The 16,024-nt window shown below is 71.3% G+C and carries 13 protein-coding genes, 1 pseudogene and 1 riboswitch; of the genes and pseudogenes, 5 read left to right on the forward strand and 9 right to left on the reverse strand.

Features of this window, described 5'->3' with window-relative positions; translation table 11 throughout:
* The first annotated feature begins 123 nt into the window (after positions 1 to 123).
* Positions 124 to 1,485 carry an FAD-binding protein gene (locus ACGFNV_RS09925; protein ID WP_393620953.1) on the forward strand — a complete coding sequence of 454 codons (1,362 nt, stop codon included), beginning with the start codon at positions 124 to 126 and terminating at the stop codon, positions 1,483 to 1,485.
* Positions 1,482 to 2,237: a decaprenylphospho-beta-D-erythro-pentofuranosid-2-ulose 2-reductase gene (locus ACGFNV_RS09930; protein ID WP_393620955.1), complete on the forward strand. Its 756-nt coding sequence runs from the start codon at positions 1,482 to 1,484 to the stop codon at positions 2,235 to 2,237. Before ACGFNV_RS09925 ends, ACGFNV_RS09930 begins: the two co-directional genes overlap by 4 nt.
* A gap of 33 nt (positions 2,238 to 2,270) precedes the next feature.
* On the opposite strand, the gene ACGFNV_RS09935 is transcribed toward ACGFNV_RS09930, so the two are convergent.
* The 3 genes from ACGFNV_RS09935 to ACGFNV_RS09945 all read right to left on the reverse strand — a co-directional run bounded on the left by ACGFNV_RS09935 (position 2,271) and on the right by ACGFNV_RS09945 (position 5,860).
* Positions 2,271 to 2,846 (reverse strand): 2'-5' RNA ligase family protein, encoded by a 576-nt coding sequence (locus ACGFNV_RS09935; protein WP_393620957.1) that lies wholly within the window; start codon positions 2,844 to 2,846, stop codon positions 2,271 to 2,273.
* 162 nt (positions 2,847 to 3,008) lie between these two features.
* Positions 3,009 to 4,022, reverse strand: coding sequence for a tryptophan--tRNA ligase (gene trpS, locus ACGFNV_RS09940; protein WP_393620958.1), 1,014 nt, complete (start codon positions 4,020 to 4,022; stop codon positions 3,009 to 3,011).
* Between the two features lie 386 nt (positions 4,023 to 4,408).
* Positions 4,409 to 5,860, reverse strand: coding sequence for a glycine hydroxymethyltransferase (locus ACGFNV_RS09945; protein ID WP_393620960.1), 1,452 nt, complete (start codon positions 5,858 to 5,860; stop codon positions 4,409 to 4,411).
* A gap of 44 nt (positions 5,861 to 5,904) precedes the next feature.
* Positions 5,905 to 5,994, reverse strand: a riboswitch (ZMP/ZTP riboswitch).
* A gap of 114 nt (positions 5,995 to 6,108) precedes the next feature.
* Here ACGFNV_RS09945 and rocD point away from each other — a divergent pair.
* On the forward strand, positions 6,109 to 7,314 hold the full coding sequence (gene rocD, locus ACGFNV_RS09950; RefSeq protein ID WP_393620962.1) for an ornithine--oxo-acid transaminase: 1,206 nt from the start codon (positions 6,109 to 6,111) through the stop codon (positions 7,312 to 7,314).
* Positions 7,315 to 7,348: 34 nt separating this feature from the next.
* On the opposite strand, the gene ACGFNV_RS09955 is transcribed toward rocD, so the two are convergent.
* Both ACGFNV_RS09955 and ACGFNV_RS09960 read right to left on the reverse strand, forming a co-directional pair.
* The gene (locus tag ACGFNV_RS09955; RefSeq protein ID WP_393620964.1) at positions 7,349 to 8,536 is read right to left on the reverse strand and encodes a glutathionylspermidine synthase family protein; all 1,188 of its coding nucleotides are present in this window, start codon (positions 8,534 to 8,536) and stop codon (positions 7,349 to 7,351) included.
* Between the two features lie 18 nt (positions 8,537 to 8,554).
* Positions 8,555 to 8,908: a hypothetical protein gene (locus tag ACGFNV_RS09960; RefSeq protein ID WP_393620966.1), complete on the reverse strand. Its 354-nt coding sequence runs from the start codon at positions 8,906 to 8,908 to the stop codon at positions 8,555 to 8,557.
* Between the two features lie 126 nt (positions 8,909 to 9,034).
* Here ACGFNV_RS09960 and ACGFNV_RS09965 point away from each other — a divergent pair, with 126 nt between their 5' ends.
* Both ACGFNV_RS09965 and ACGFNV_RS09970 read left to right on the forward strand, forming a co-directional pair.
* On the forward strand, positions 9,035 to 9,883 hold the full coding sequence (locus tag ACGFNV_RS09965; RefSeq protein ID WP_393621486.1) for a hypothetical protein: 849 nt from the start codon (positions 9,035 to 9,037) through the stop codon (positions 9,881 to 9,883).
* Positions 9,884 to 9,916: 33 nt separating this feature from the next.
* A pseudogene (locus ACGFNV_RS09970) lies at positions 9,917 to 10,378 on the forward strand (isocitrate lyase/phosphoenolpyruvate mutase family protein); the annotation flags it as partial.
* Between the two features lie 6 nt (positions 10,379 to 10,384).
* Here the strand turns inward: ACGFNV_RS09970 and ACGFNV_RS09975 are convergent.
* From ACGFNV_RS09975 to ACGFNV_RS09990, 4 genes are read right to left on the reverse strand one after another with little or no spacing between them, the layout of a single operon-like run.
* Positions 10,385 to 11,341, reverse strand: coding sequence for an ABC transporter substrate-binding protein (locus ACGFNV_RS09975; RefSeq protein ID WP_393620968.1), 957 nt, complete (start codon positions 11,339 to 11,341; stop codon positions 10,385 to 10,387).
* A gap of 1 nt (position 11,342) precedes the next feature.
* A complete protein-coding gene (locus tag ACGFNV_RS09980) occupies positions 11,343 to 13,289 on the reverse strand; it encodes an ABC transporter permease (protein ID WP_393620970.1) in 1,947 nt (648 codons plus the stop codon).
* Positions 13,289 to 14,371, reverse strand: coding sequence for a glycine betaine/L-proline ABC transporter ATP-binding protein (locus ACGFNV_RS09985; RefSeq protein WP_393620972.1), 1,083 nt, complete (start codon positions 14,369 to 14,371; stop codon positions 13,289 to 13,291). The genes ACGFNV_RS09980 and ACGFNV_RS09985 overlap by 1 nt, the downstream gene beginning before the upstream one ends.
* On the reverse strand, positions 14,371 to 15,900 hold the full coding sequence (locus tag ACGFNV_RS09990) for a GMC family oxidoreductase (protein WP_393620974.1): 1,530 nt from the start codon (positions 15,898 to 15,900) through the stop codon (positions 14,371 to 14,373). The genes ACGFNV_RS09985 and ACGFNV_RS09990 overlap by 1 nt, the downstream gene beginning before the upstream one ends.
* Positions 15,901 to 16,024 lie beyond the last annotated feature (124 nt).

Here is a 16,024-nt window from a genome sequence, read left to right on the forward strand (position 1 = left end):
TGTTCACGCCAACACCACTGGAACTCCGGCAATATTGAGCGACATCCCATTAATCACCCATTTCGGGGAGAGAGGTGATGTTTCCCGTCCAATCGCTCACAGCAGGGCGATACGGTCACCGACATGCCTGTCGAGACCGTTCCCGTCACGGGATGGGGCCGCACCGCCCCCTCCGCCGCCCGTCTGATCCGTCCCCGCACCTACGAGGAGGCGCGGGCCGCCGTCCGGGACTGCGGGACGCGTGGCGGCATCCCGAGGGGCCTGGGGCGGGCCTACGGGGACGCGGCGCAGAACGCCGGCGGGACGGTGTTCGACATGACGGGGCTGGACCGGATCCATGTGATCGACGCCGACGCCGGCACCGCGCGGTGCGACGCGGGGGTCTCGCTGCACCGGCTGATGGAGGTGCTGCTGCCGCTCGGCTGGTTCGTGCCGGTGACGCCCGGCACCCGCCAGGTGACGGTCGGCGGCGCGATCGGCGCGGACATCCACGGCAAGAACCACCACGTCTCGGGCTCCTTCTCGCGCCACGTCGCCTCCCTGGACCTGCTCACCGCCGACGGCTCGGTCCGTACGGTGACGCCGGGAAGCGCTCTGTTCGACGCGACCGCGGGCGGCATGGGCCTGACCGGGGTGATCCTGGGGGCCACTCTTCACCTGCTGCCGGTCGAGACGTCCCTGATGTCGGTGGACACCGAGCGCGCGAGCGACCTCGACGACCTGATGGCCCGGCTGACCGCCACGGACCACCGCTACCGCTACTCGGTCGCCTGGATCGACCTGCTCGCCCGCGGCGCGGCGACGGGCCGCGCGGTGCTGACGCGCGGCGACCACGCGCCCCTGGATGCGCTCCCCGGCCGGGCCCGCAGGACTCCCCTGGCCTTCCGCCCCGGTCGACTCCCCGCCGCGCCCTCCTTTCTCCCCGAAGGACTGCTCACCCGTAGAACCGTCGGATTGTTCAACGATCTCTGGTACCGCAAGGCGCCCCGCGCGCGGACGGGTGAACTGCAGAAGATCTCCGCCTTCTTCCACCCCCTGGACGGCGTCCCCCACTGGAACCGGGTCTACGGCCGCGGCGGCTTCGTGCAGTACCAGTTCGTCGTCCGGTACGGCCAGGAGGACGCCCTGCGCCGGATCGTGCGGCGGGTCTCCGAGCGCCGGTGCCCGTCCTTCCTCGCCGTCCTCAAGCGGTTCGGGGAGGCCGATCCGGGCTGGCTCTCCTTCCCCCTGCCCGGCTGGACCCTGGCCCTGGACGTCCCGGCCGGTCTGCCCGGCCTAGGCGCCTTCCTCGACGAGCTGGACGAGGAGGTCGCCGCCGCCGGTGGCCGCGTCTACCTGGCCAAGGACTCCCGGCTGCGGCCGGAACTGCTCGCCGCGATGTACCCCCGTCTCGCCGACTTCCGCGCCCTGCGCGCGGAGCTCGACCCGCGCGGGGTGTTCGTGTCCGACCTCGCCCGTCGCCTCAACCTCCAGGAGCTGTCGTGAAGGACGCCTTCGGTCTCCCCCAGTCCCTCCTCGTCCTCGGCGGTACGTCCGAGATCGCGCTGGCCACCGCGCGCCGCCTGATCATCCGGCGCACCCGCACGGTGTGGCTGGCGGGACGCCCGTCCCTCGCCCTGGAACAGGCCGCCGAGGGCCTGCGCGACCTGGGCGCCGACGTCCACACCGTCGCCTTCGACGCGCTCGACCCCGACTCCCACGAGGCGGTCCTCGGCAAGGTCTTCGCCGAGGGCGACATCGACATGGTGCTGCTCGCCTTCGGCATCCTCGGCGACCAGGCCCGCGACGAACGCGAACCCGTCAGCGCCGTGCGCGTCGCCCAGACCAACTACACCGGCGCCGTCTCGGCGGGCCTGATCAGCGCCCGCGCCCTCCAGTCCCAGGGCCACGGCTCGCTCGTCGTCCTCTCCTCGGTCGCCGGCGAGCGGGCCCGCCGCTCGAACTTCATCTACGGCTCCAGCAAGGCCGGCCTCGACACCTTCACCCAGGGCCTCGGCGACGCCCTGCACGGCACGGGCGTCCACGTCATGGTCGTACGCCCCGGCTTCGTCCGCACGAGGATGACGGCGGCCCTCCCGGAGACACCGCTCGCGACCACCCCCGAGGCGGTGGCCACGGCCGTGGAACTGGGGCTGCGACGACGCTCGGAGACGGTGTGGGTGCCGGGCGCGCTGCGCGTGGTGATGGCGGCGCTACGGCACATGCCGCGGGCGGTGTTCCGGCGGTTGCCGGTCTAGTACCGCGGCACTGGGCTCCGGCGGTCCTTGGACCTACAGCGTCTGCCGCTGCTGTTGCGGGGCGCAGGCCTGCGGGGGCACCACCGAGCCGCCGAAGGGGTATTCGCGGAGCTTGCGCCAGACGCCGTCGACGCCCTGTTCGTAGAGGGCGAAGCCGGTGCAGGACCACTCGGCCTCGTAGTCGGCGAGCTCCTCGTAGGCGCGGTCCATGGCCGCTTCGTCGATGCCGTGGGCCACCGTGACGTGCGGGTGGTACGGGAACGCCAGTTCGCGTGCCACCGGCCCGGAGGCGTCCCGGATCCGCTTCTGCAGCCAGGTGCACGCCTCGGCGCCGTCGGCGATCCGCACGTACACGACCGGCGACAGCGGCCGGAACGTGCCGGTTCCGGACAACCTCATGGGGAACGGGCGGCCCGCCCCCGCCACCTCGGTCAGGTGCGCGTCAATCGCAGGCAGGTCGTCGGCCTCGACCTCGGTCGGCGGCAGCAGGGTGACATGCGTGGGGATGCCGTGAGCGGCGACGTCGCCGAAGCCCGCGCGCCGCTCCTGGAGCAGGCTGCCGTGAGGCTCCGGGACCGCGATCGACACACCGATCGTCAGTGTCCCCACGTCGTCTCCTGTCGTCGTGTCGGCTGGGGTCTCGGGCTCGGTCTGAAGCCTTCCGGCTATCGACTGTACGGCCACGGCAGGGTTGCGGGCAGGCGCAGCCGTAGTGATGTGCAGCGCTCTGTCCGGTGGTACGTCCGCCGATGCGACGGGCGTACGCGCGTGTCAGTGCTTGGCGGGCAGGAAGCCCACCTTGTCGTACGCCTGGGAGAGGGTCTCCGCGGCGACGGCACGCGCCTTCTCGGCGCCCTTGGCCAGGATCGAGTCCAGCGTCTCGGGGTCGTCCAGGTACTGCTCGGTCCGCTCCCGGAACGGCGACACGAACTCGACCATGACCTCGGCGAGGTCCGTCTTGAGCGCACCGTAGCCCTTGCCGACGTACTTCTCCTCCAGTTCGGCGATACCGGCACCGGTGAGCGTCGAGTAGATGGAGAGCAGGTTGCTGACGCCGGGCTTGGTCTCCCGGTCGAAGCGGATCACCGTGTCCGTGTCGGTGACCGCGCTCTTGACCTTCTTCGCCGTCGCCTTCGGGTCGTCGAGCAGGTTGATGAGGCCCTTCGGCGTGGACGCCGACTTGCTCATCTTGATCGACGGGTCCTGGAGGTCGTAGATCTTCGCCGTCTCCCTGAGGATGTACGGCTTCGGGACGGTGAAGGTCTGGCCGAAGCGGCCGTTGAAGCGCTCGGCGAGGTCGCGGGTCAGCTCGACGTGCTGGCGCTGGTCCTCGCCGACCGGGACCTCGTGGGCCTGGTAGAGCAGGATGTCCGCGACCTGGAGGATCGGGTAGGTGAACAGGCCGACGGAGGCGCGGTCGGCGCCCTGCTTGGCGGACTTGTCCTTGAACTGGGTCATACGGGAGGCCTCGCCGAAGCCGGTGAGGCAGTTCATGATCCAGGCGAGCTGGGCGTGCTCGGGCACATGGCTCTGGACGAAGAGCGTGCAGCGCTCCGGGTCGAGACCGGCGGCGAGGAGCTGCGCGGCGGCCAGGCGGGTGTTGGCGCGCAGGTCGGCCGGGTCCTGGGGCAGCGTGATCGCGTGCAGGTCGACGACCATGTAGAAGGCGTCGTGGCTCTCCTGCAGGGCTACCCACTGGCGGACGGCGCCGAGGTAGTTGCCGAGGTGGAACGAGCCTGCGGTGGGCTGGATTCCGGAGAGCACACGGGGTCGGTCAGAGGCCATGCTCACCATTCTCTCAGGTCCCGTGGCCGGATCCGGAACTGGTCCGGAACAGAGGGGATTCGACCCGGCTGCGGGGGGTGTAACGCGGTATCCGGCCGCGCGGCTCACCGTGGTGTGGGGTCTGACGGGAGTGGGCGGATGGCCGCAGACGCGGCGGGCGCCGGGCGGGGACGTGGCCGTCGAGCGGCAGGACCAGCTGTTCCCCATGACGCGTCCGACGGCGGCGGTCGCCGGTCCGGTGACCCTCTGTGGTGGGCGGCCGGAGGGCTCGCCGCCGGATTCGCGGGCGGCTTCCTGACATGCCGCGCGGCGGCCCGGCGGGAGGCCGGGCCGCCGCGGGAGGAGCCGCGGCAGGAGCTGATCGATCTCTGAGCCGCCGGGGGCGGTCAGCCCAGGTCGATCTCCGGGTACAGGGGGAAGCCGGCGACCAGGTCCGTGGCCCGCTGGGAGATCTCCTCCGCGACCTTCGCGTCCAGGACGTGGGAGGCCTTGCTCGGGGCACCGGACTTCGTCGTGCCCGGCTCGGTGGTCGTCAGGACGCGGTCGATGAGGCCCGCGACCTCGTCCATCTCGGCGGTGCCCAGACCGCGGGTGGTCAGGGCGGGGGTGCCGATACGGATGCCGGAGGTGTACCAGGCGCCGTTGGGGTCGGCGGGGATGGCGTTGCGGTTGGTGACGATGCCCGAGTCGAGGAGGGCTGCCTCGGCCTGGCGGCCGGTGAGGCCGTAGGAGGACGCCACGTCGATCAGGTTGAGGTGGTTGTCCGTGCCGCCGGTGACCAGGGTCGCGCCCCGGCGCATCAGGCCCTCGGCCAGCGCGCGGGAGTTGTCGACGATGCGCTGGGCGTAGTCCTGGAAGGACGGCTGCCGGGCCTCGGCCAGGGCGACGGCCTTGGCGGCCATGACGTGCGGGAGGGGGCCGCCGAGGACCATCGGGCAGCCGCGGTCGACCTGGTCCTTGAGGGAGTCGTCGCACAGGACCATGCCGCCGCGGGGGCCGCGCAGGGACTTGTGGGTGGTGGTGGTGACGATCTGGGCGTGCGGGACCGGGTCGAAGTCGCCGGTGAGGACCTTGCCGGCGACCAGGCCCGCGAAGTGGGCCATGTCGACCATGAGGGTCGCGCCGACCTCGTCGGCGATCTCGCGCATGATCCGGAAGTTCACCAGCCGGGGGTACGCCGAGTAGCCCGCGACGATGATCAACGGCTTGAACTCGCGGGCGCTGGCGCGCAGGGCCTCGTAGTCGATCAGGCCGGTGGCCGGGTCGGTGCCGTAGGAGCGCTGGTCGAACATCTTGCCGGAGATGTTCGGGCGGAAGCCGTGGGTGAGGTGGCCGCCGGCGTCGAGGGACATGCCGAGCATGCGCTGGTTGCCGAAGGCCTGGCGCAGCTCGGCCCAGTCGGCCTCGGTGAGGTCGTTGACCTGGCGGGCGCCGGTCTTCTCCAGGAAGGGCGCCTCGACGCGGTCGGCGAGGACGGCCCAGAAGGCGACGAGGTTGGCGTCGATGCCGGAGTGCGGCTGGACGTAGGCGTGGCGGGCGCCGAACAGTTCGCGGGCGTGCTCGGCGGCCAGCGACTCCACCGTGTCGACGTTGCGGCAGCCGGCGTAGAAGCGGCGGCCGACGGTGCCCTCGGCGTACTTGTCGCTGAACCAGTTGCCCATCGCGAGGAGCGTGGCCGGCGAGGCGTAGTTCTCGGAGGCGATCAGCTTGAGCATCTCGCGCTGGTCGGTGACCTCCTGGCCGATCGCGTCGGCGACGCGCGGCTCGACGGCGCGGATCACGTCGAGGGCGGCACGGAAGGCCGTGGACTCGGTGGAGAGGGGCTGCTGCTCTGACATGTCGTCGGCCTCCGGGCGGCGTGGCGTGAAGCGGTCACGGTTCTCGGTCTGGCCCAGGCGCACGGCACTCGGTCACTCGCGGGCCGCTCCCCGATGGTCCGTCCCATCCTTGCGCGCCAGTCACGGCCCGTCGATCAGCCTACCGGGCGCGCCGAAGGCGGAGGTCCCGCGTCCACCATCCGAGCGAGGATAAGAAGGGAGGGCTGCAAGGAGGGCTGCCTCAGGGCTGTCTCACCCCGGGAGGTCCCGTGACCACGACGGACGCGTTCATCGCCGCTGCCGACGCGCACAGCGCGCACACCTACCATCCGCTGCCGGTGGTCGTCGCCACCGCCGACGGTGCCTGGATGACGGATGTGGAGGGGCGACGGTATCTGGATCTGCTGGCCGGCTACTCGGCGCTGAACTTCGGGCACGGCAACCGGCGGCTGATCGAGGCGGCGAAGGCCCAGCTGGAGCGGGTGACGCTGACGTCCCGGGCCTTCCACCACGACCGGTTCGCCGCGTTCTGCACGGAGCTCGCCGAGCTGTGCGGCATGGAGATGGTGCTGCCGATGAACACCGGCACGGAGGCGGTGGAGACGGCCGTGAAGACGGTCCGGAAGTGGGGGTACCGGGTCAAGGGGGTGCCCGCGGAGATGGCGAAGATCGTCGTCGCGGGCAACAACTTCCACGGGCGTACGACGACCGTCATCAGCTTCTCGACTGATCCGGAGGCGCGGGCGGACTACGGGCCCTACACGCCGGGCTTCGAGATCGTGCCGTACGGCGATCTGACGGCGATGCGGGCGGCGGTCACCGAGAACACGGTGGCGGTGCTCCTCGAGCCGATCCAGGGCGAGGCCGGTGTGCTGGTGCCGCCGGCCGGTTATCTGCCGGCGGTGCGGGCGCTGACGCGGGAGCGGAACGTGCTGTTCGTCGCGGACGAGATCCAGTCGGGGCTGGGGCGGACGGGGCGGACCTTCGCGTGCGAGCACGAGGGGGTCGTGCCGGACATGTACGTGCTGGGGAAGGCGTTGGGCGGCGGGATCGTGCCGGTGTCGGCGGTGGTGTCGAGCGCGGAGGTGCTGGGTGTCTTCCGGCCCGGGGAGCACGGGTCGACGTTCGGGGGGAATCCGTTGGCCTGTGCGGTGGCGCTGGAGGTGATCGCGATGCTGCGGTCCGGGGAGTATCAGGCGCGGGCGGCGGAGCTCGGGGAGCGTATGCGGGGGGAATTGAAGGCGCTGGCCGACACCGGGAGGCTGACGGCGGTGCGGGGGCGGGGCCTGTGGGCGGGGGTCGATGTCGCGCCGGAGTACGGCAGCGGGCGTGAGGTGTCGGAGAGGCTGATGGACCGGGGGGTGCTGGTGAAGGACACGCGCGGGCCGACGATCAGGATCGCGCCGCCCCTCGTCATCGGCGAAGGGGATCTGGAGTGGGGGCTGAGCCAGATCGGGGAGGTGCTGACGGTCTAGGCCGTGTTGCGCGGGGCCGGGCGCGCAACACGCCCTAGAGGATCACGTGGGGCAGGAAGCGGGCGTACTCGTCCGTCACCAGGCCCGACGACTCTCGGATGCCCAGGCCCGCCGACTCGTCCTCCACCACCCAGGCGCCGAGTACCACGTGGTTGCCGTCGAAGTCGGGCAGGGGGGCCAACTCCTGGTAGCAGCAGGGCTCGTCGGTGCGTAGTACGGGGTCCGCGCCCGGCTCGTGGATCGTCACGCCCGCGCCCTCACGGCCCAGCAAGGGCTTGGCCACGTAACCCCGTGCGGTGGCCAGCTCGCGGGGGCCGTCCAGGTAGGCGGGGAGGAGGTTGGGGTGGTCGGGGTAGAGCTCCCAGAGGATGGCCAGGAGGGCCTTGTTGCTGAGGAGCATCTTCCAGGCGGGTTCGATCCACAGGGTGCTGCCCGTGCCGCCGCCGTTGTCGAGGGTGTCGAGGACGTGGTCGGCGAAGCGGTCGGTGGTGAGCCACTCCCAGGGGTAGAGCTTGAAGCAGCTGCGGATGAAGCGCAGTCGGTTGTCGACGAAGCGGCGGGAGAGGCGTTCCCAGCCGATGTCCTCCATCGGTATCCAGGCGGTGTCCAGGCCGGCCTGTTCGGCGGTCTCCTTCAGGTAGGCGACCGTCATCAGGTCCTCGCCGAGTTCGTCGGCGGTGGAGTGCGCGAAGTAGAGCGGGCTGCCCGGCGGGAGGAGGGCGGCCTGCCGTCGCCACGCGTCGACCAGGCGTTCGTGCAGGGAGTTCCACTGGTCGGCGCCGGGGAAGCGGTCCTCCATCCAGAACCACTGGGGTGAGGCGGCCTCGACCAGTGAGGTGGGGGTGTCGGCGTTGTACTCCAGGAGTTTGGCCGGGCCCGTGCCGTCGTAGCGGAGGTCGAAGCGGCCGTAGACGGAGGGGAGTTCGGCGCGGCGGCGCCAGGCCTCGGCGACCGCCGCGGCGAGACGCGGGTCGGTGATGCCGAGGTCGGCGAAGCGGTCGGCGGTGACGATGTGGTCGGCGGCCGCCAGGCACATCCGGTGCAGTTCCTCGACGACCTCCTCCAGCGCCTCGACCTCGTCGAGGGTGAAGACGTAGTACGCGCTCTCGTCCCAGTAGGGACGCAGCACGCCGTCGGGATGGCGGGTGAGCGGGTAGACGAGGCCCTGTTCCTCGACGGTCTGCTGCCAGTCGGGGCGGGGCTCCGTGGTGCGGCGTTCCACGCGTGGTGCTCCTACGGCTCAGCCGCCGCCGCTGCCCGAGCCGGAGCAGCCGAAGCCGCCGCGGTCGACGGCCTCGCTGCGGCTGAAGGTGCCGTCGTCGGCACGGCCCTTGCTGACGTCGGCGTCGTAGTACCAGGCGCCGCCGGTCTTCCTGCTACCGCCCTTGCCCTTCTTGCCCGAGGACGAGGACGACGAGCCGGACTTGCAGTTCTTGTCGGCGACGACCTTGTAGCCGTAGACGGAGTCGTAGTTGTCCCGGTCCACGCAGCGGCGGTCGGGATCCGATCCGCAGGCCGTCAGGGTCGCCGCGACGACTCCCATGCCGCCCAGTACCACCGTGCTGGAGCGCAGTCGCCTCCGTGGTTCCGCCATGTCCCCGTCTCCCCGTCGTTTCCCCGTTCGATGTTTTCCGGCGGTCAGCCTAGAGACCGGTGAGAGAACGTGTGCATCGGACCCCTTTTTTGCGCCAGCCCCTAGAGTCCCTTTGTGTTGTTTGGAATGGTGTGCGCGCTTGGTGCGGCGGTCTGCTTCGGTACGGCGACGGTGTTGCAGGCGGTCGCCGCGCGCGCGGCGGCCGGTGGGGGTGGCGGGGAGGCGGCGCTGCTGCTGCGGGCGCTGCGGCAGTGGCGGTATCTGGCGGGGCTCGCGTTGGACGGGCTCGGGTTCCTGTTCCAGATCGCCGCGCTCAGGTCCGTCCCGATCTACGCGGTGGGGGCGGCGCTCGCCTCCAGTCTCGCGGTGACCGCGGTGGTCGCGGCGCGGTTGCTGCGGGCGCGGCTGAGCCGGGTCGAGTGGGGCGCGGTGGCGGTGGTGTGTGCGGGGCTGGCGATGCTGGGGCTCGCGTCGGGAACGGAGGGCGAGGAGGCGGGGCCCGACTGGTTGTCGTACGCGATGCTCGGTGTGGCGGTCGTTGTGCTGCTGTTGGGCCTTGTGGCCGGGCGGCTGCCGAAGCGGGGGCGGGCGCCGGTGCTGGGGCTGGGGGCCGGGTGCGGCTTCGGGGTGGTGGAGGTGGCGGTCCGGCTCATCGACGATCTCGATCCGGCCGCGTTGTTCAGCAATCCGGCGACCTACGCGCTGCTGTTGGGCGGTGGGGCGGCGTTTCTGTCGCTGACCTCGGCGTTGCAGCGGGGGTCGGTGACCGCGGCGACGGCGGGGATGGTGCTCGGGGAGACGATCGGGCCCGCAGTGGTGGGGGTGGTGTGGCTGGGGGACCGTACGAGGGAGGGGCTGGCCTGGCTGGCTGTGGCGGGGTTCGTGGTCGCGGTGGCGGGGGCGTTGGGGTTGGCACGCTTCGGGGAGGTGGGCTCCGGTGAGGAGGCGGAGGAGCCTGCGGTGGCGTCGGGGTGACCGTACCTGGGGGCTGCCCCCCAGACCCCGCGGTACGGGCTCACGCCCGAGGAGCTGGTGGAGCGGCTGCTGGAGGCGGGTGCCGTGGGCTGCAACGTCGAGGACTCGGAGGCAGGCGTCCTGAAGGACCCGCGGCGGCACGCCGACTGGCTGGCCGAGGTGCGGTACGTCGCAGGAGACCGGCTCTTCGTCAACGCCCGCGTCGACACCTTCTCCCGCGGGGTCACCGACCCCGGGCAGGCCATCGAGCGGGCCGCGTCGTACGTCGCCGCGGGCGCCGACTGCGTGTATCCGATCGGCGCCCCGGCCGACGTGCTGCCGCTGCTGCGGGCCGGGATCCAGGGGCCGATCAACGCCTGTGCCAAGCTGGACGGCGAGAGCCCCTCGCCCACCGAACTCGGTGAACTCGGGGCCACGCGCGTCACGTTCGTGCCGTGGCTGCAGCGCAGTGCGACCGCCGCGCTGCGAGAGATCGCCGCCGGCCTGAGGGCGTAGGGACGCTCAGGACAGCCACGCCTTCCACGTCGACTCGTGGGTCTTCACCCACTTCTTCGCCGCGTCCTCAGGCGTCAGCTTCTGGTCGGCGATCATCAGGGCCACCTCGTTCTGGTCCTCGGTGGTCCACTTGAACTTCTTCAGGAGGGCGGCGGCCTTGCCGCCCGTCTTGGCGAAGTCCGCGTTGAGGTACTTCTGGAGCGGGGTGTGCGGGTAGGCGCAGGCGACCTTCTCCGGGTCCGCGTCGCAGCCCTCCTTGTAGGGGGGCAGCTTCACCTCGGTCATCGGGACCTTCTTGAAGAGCCACTGCGGGGCGTACCAGTACGTCAGGAAGGGCTTCTTCTCCTTGGCGAACTGGCGCATCTGCGTGATCTGGGCGGCCTCGGAACCGGCGAAGACGACCTGGTAGTCGAGCTTCAGGTTCTTCACCAGCGCCTTGTCGTTGGTGACGTACGACGGGGAGCCGTCGAGGAGCTGGCCCTTGCTGCCGCTCTCCGGGGTGCGGAACAGCGAGGAGTACTTGTTGAGGTTCTTCCAGTTGGTGATGTCCGGGTGCTGCTTGGCCAGGTACGTGGGGACGAACCAGCCGATGTGCCCGGTGACGCCGAGGTCGCCGCCGGGGGCGATGGTCTTCTTGTCCTTGACGTAGAGCTGTTCCTGGTCGGGGTGGCCCCAGTCCTCCATGATCGCGTCGACGCGGCCCTGGCTGAGCGCGTCCCAGGCGGGGACCTCGTCGACCTGGACGGTGTCGACGTGGTAGCCGAGCTCGTGCTCCAGGAGGTACTGGACGACGGCCACGTTGGCCTGCGCCCCGACCCAGGACTGCACGGAGAGCGTCACGGACTTGCTGCCCTGCGCGTTGGCGAAGGGCGAGGCCTGCTTGGTCATGTCGGCGGCGCCGCAGCCGGTCAGCAGCAACAGCGCGCCCGCCGCGGCGGTCACGGCAGTCGTACGGACTCGCATGTCACGCTCCCTTCTTCGCGCGGCGTTCCGTCGGCTGGGTCACCCGGTCGAGCATCAGGCCGAGGCAGACGATCGCGGCGCCGGCCACCAGACCGGTCGCGAGGTCGCCCTGGGCGAGGCCGAAGACGACGTCGTAGCCGAGCGCGCCTCCGCCGACCAGGCCGCCGATGATGACGACGGCGAGGACCAGGACCACGCCCTGGTTCACGGCGAGCAGCAGCGACTCGCGGGCGAGCGGAAGCTGCACCTGGCGCAGTTGCTGGCCGCTGGTCGCGCCGAGCGAGCGGGCCGACTCCAGGGCGGCCGGGTCGACCTGGCGCAGGCCCTGGGTGGTGATGCGGACCACGGCGGGCAGCGCGTAGACCACGGCCGCGGCGACCGCGGGGGCGCGGCCGACGCCGAACAGGGCGACGACCGGGATCAGGTAGACGAACTGCGGCATCGTCTGGAAGACGTCCAGGACGGGGCGCAGGGCGCGTTCGAAGCGGTCGCTGCGGGCGGCCGCGATACCGGTCGCGAAGCCCAGGACCAGGGTGACGGCGACGGCGGCGAGGACCTGGGACAGGGTGTCCAGGGACGGCTGCCACACCCCGAGCACGCCGATCGCGGCCATGGCGAGGACGGCGGTGAGCGCGGTGCGCCAGGTGCCGATCAGCCAGGCCAGCGCGGCGACCAGGAGCAGCACCGACCACCAGGGCAGCCACTGCAGGCCGCTCCTGACCGGGTCGAGGACCCAGGTGGTGAAGTGGCCGGCCCAGTCGGCGGTGCCGCCGATGTAGGGGACGCCGGAGTAGAGGTGGTCGGTCATCCAGTCGACGACACGGTTGACCGGTTCGGCGATGGCGACCGTCCAGGAGTCGGGCCATTCCAGTCGGCCCAGCAGCCGCCCGGCGAGGGCGATGGCGACGGTGCCGAGCAGCGCGTACAGCCAGTAGGTGCGGGGGGTGCCGGAGTCCGAGTCGCCGGACCGTCCGGCGGCGGCGGTCACGCGGTCCAGGACGACCGCGAGGAGCACGATCGGGATGCCGGCCGCGAGGGCCGCGCCGACGTCGACGGAGGCCAGCGCCTGGTAGACGCGGTCACCGAGGCCGCCCGCGCCGATCACGGAGGCGATGACCGCCATGGACAGCGCCATCATGATCGTCTGGTTGAGGCCGAGGAGGAGTTCCTTGCGGGCCAGCGGGATACGGGCGGTCAGCAGGCGCTGGCGCGCGGTGGCGCCGAGCGACTCGACGGCCTCCATGACCTGTGGGTCGGCGCAGCGCAGGCCGAGCGCGGTGAGCCGGGCCATGGGCGGGGCGGCGTAGACGACGGTGGCGAGGACGGCGGCGGGGACGCCGATGCCGAAGACCAGGACGACGGGCAGCAGGTAGGCGAACGCCGGCAGCACCTGCATGGTGTCCAGGACGGGGCGCAGGGCGCGGTCCATGCGGTCGGAGAGTCCGGCGGCGAGGCCCAGCAGGGCGCCCACGACGACGGACGCCAGGACCGCGACCACCATCAGGGCCAGTGTCTGCATGGTCGGCAGCCACATGCCGAGCAGACCGCAGGCGAGGAAGGCGGCCGCCGTGCCGGCGGCGAGCCGGAGGCCGGCCACGCGCCATGCGACGAGGGCGCCGATCGCCGTCACGCCGGCCCAGCCGACGGCCAGGAGGGTGAGGTAGACGGCGCGTACGGCGATCACGACCACGTTGCTGATGTGGCCGAAGAAGTAGAGGAACAGGGGGTGGCTGTCGCGGTTGTCGATGATCCAGTCGCTGGTGCTGGTCAGCGGTTTGGTCAGGTCGACGGTCAGCTCCTGCGGCCAGGTGCCGCTCGCCCAGCGGGAGTTGGCGAGGGGGACGAGGATCGCAGCGGCGAGCGCGAGCAGCAGGAGCTTGCGGACGGCCCGGTGCTTGAGGACGCCCGGGAGGGCGACGCGCGGGGCGGAGGTGGTGATCGTGGCCATCAGGCGGCCTCCTTGTACGTTCCCGTCCCGGCCACCACGCCGAGCAGGCGCTCGTGGTCGACGACGCCGATGCAGCGGCCGTTGTCGACCACGCAGGCGGCCCGGCCGCTCTCGGAGACGACACGGATCGCGTCGGCGACGACGGTGTTCGGGGCGAGGGCGCCGGGGTGGTCGGGGCCGCCGCAGTCACCGGCGCGCATCGCCGAGCGGACGGTGATGACCTGGTCGCGCGGCACGTCCCGGACGAACTCGCGGACGTAGTCGTCGGCCGGGGAGCCGACGATCTCCTCCGGGGTGCCGAGCTGCACGACCTCGCCGTCGCGCATCAGCGCGATGCGGTCGCCCAGCTTCAGGGCCTCGTTGAGGTCGTGGGTGATGAAGACCATGGTGCGGCCCTCCTCGTGGTGCAGGCGGATGACCTCCTCCTGCATGTCCCGCCGGATCAGCGGGTCGAGCGCGCTGAACGGCTCGTCGAACAGCAGCACCTCGGGGTCGACCGCGAGGGCGCGGGCCAGGCCGACGCGCTGCTGCTGGCCGCCGGACAGCTGGCCGGGCCTGCGCTGCTCCATGCCTTCCAGGCCGACCTTCTCCACGACCTCGGCGGCCTTCTCGCGGCGCTCGCCCTTGCCCATGCCCTGGATCTCCAGGCCGTAGGCCACGTTGTCGAGGACCGTGCGGTGCGGGAGCAGGCCGAAGTGCTGGAAGACCATCGCGGCGCGGTGGCGGCGCAGTTCGCGCAGCCGGGACTTGTCCATGGCGCGTACGTCCTCGCCGTCGATGGCGATGGTGCCGGCGGTCGGTTCGATCAGCCGGGTCAGACAGCGCACGAGGGTGGACTTGCCGGAGCCGGACAGGCCCATGACGACGAAGACCTCACCCTTGCGGACGTCGAAGGAGACGTCGCGGACGGCGGCCGTGCAGCCGGTGCGCTCGCGCAGCTCGGCGGGTGGGAGCGAGGCGAGTTCGGGGTCGGCGGGTATGTCGTCGGCCTTGGGGCCGAAGACCTTCCACAGGCCGTCCACCGAGAAGACGGTGTCCTCGGACGTGTCGTGGGTCGTCTTGCGTTCCATGGACGTGGTCATCACGCCTCACCTCCGATCAGGTCGACGGCTCGCTCCCCGACCATGAGGACGCCGATCATGGGGTTGACGGCGGTCATGGTCGGGAACACGGACGCGTCGGCGATCCGGATGCCCTGAAGGCCCCGGATCCTCAACTGGGGGTCGACGACGGCCTGTTCGTCGTCGGGCGCGCCCATACGACAGGTGCCCGCCGGGTGGTACACGGTGTGCGCGACCTTGCGCGCGTACTCGCTGAGCTCCTCGTCGCCCGTCACGTCCGGGCCGGGGGCGACCTCGCGCTTGAGCCAGCCGGCGAGCGGCTCGGCCTTGGCTATCTCGCGGGCGATCCTGATGCCGTCGACGAGGGTGCGGCCGTCGTAGTCGTCCTCGTCGGTGAAGTAGCGGAAGTCGAGGGCGGGCTTCACGGACGGGTCGGCGCTGGTGAGGTACAGGCGGCCGCGGCTCTTCGGCTTGGGGATGTTCGGGGTCATCGAGACGCCGAACTCCGGGCGTTCGTAGCCGAGGCGCTCGGGGTTGTCCGTGAAGGGGATCTGGTAGAAGTGGAACATCAGGTCGGGGCCCGGCTGTTCGGGGTCGCGGCGCACGAAGAGGCCCGCGTCGGAGTCCATCGCGGAGTTCTCCGGGAGGGGGCCGTTGGTCTCCCAGACGATCACCGACTCGGGGTGGTCGAGCAGGTTCTCGCCCACACCCGGCAGGTCGTGCACGACGGGTATGCCGAGTGCCTCCAGGTCCGCCTTCGGGCCGATGCCGGAGTGCAGCAGCAGCCGGGGCGAGTCGACGGCGCCGGCGCACAGCACGACCTCGCGGCGGGCGGTCACGAGGAGTTCCTCGCCGTCCTTGGTGCGTACGTGGACGCCTCGCGCGTGGGTGCCGTCCAGGTCGAGCTTGTGGGCCCAGGTCTCCAGGAAGAGGTGGAGGTTGGGCCGCTCGTCCATCACGGGGTGCAGGTAGGCGACCGACGCGCTGGAGCGCTTGTTGTTCTCGGGGTGGTAGGCGAGGTCGAAGAAGCCGACGCCCTCGGTGAACGGCTTCTGGTTGAAGCCATCGATCCGCGGGACGCCGGTCGCCTTCTGCGCGGCGTCGACGAAGTCGCGGGCGATGGCGTTGCGGTCCTTCTCGTCGACCGGGACGATGTTGTTCTTCAGGCGCGCGTAGTACGCCTCCATCGGCACGGCGCCCCAGCCCTTGGCGCCGGCCTGCTCCCACTCGTCCCAGTCGGAGGGCAGCGGCTTGAAGGCGATGAGGGTGTTGTGGGAGGAGCAGCCGCCGAGGACGCGGGCGCGGCTGTGCCGGATGTGGGAGTTGCCGCGCGGCTGCTCGGTGGTCGGGTAGTCGTAGTCCAGTTCGCCGCCGAGCAGTCCCATCCAGCGGCGCAGGGTCAGGACGTCCTCGCGGTCGACGTCGCTGGGGCCGCCCTCGATGACGGCGACGGTGACGTCGGGGTTCTCGGTGAGGCGGGAGGCGATGACGGAGCCCGCTGTGCCGCCGCCGATGACGACGTAGTCGTACTCGTGGGTTTTGTCGGGCATGGGGGTGGTACTCCAGGGATGCGGTGAGGGGGGTGAGAGGGGTGGTGAACCGGAGTGAGAGTGAGAGGGACGGTCAGGGGGACGGGGGTCGAGTCGAAGCGGCGGTGAGAGGTGGCCGGGGGTG

Source organism: Streptomyces sp. NPDC048751 (assembly GCF_043198595.1).
Taxonomy (GTDB): domain Bacteria; phylum Actinomycetota; class Actinomycetes; order Streptomycetales; family Streptomycetaceae; genus Streptomyces.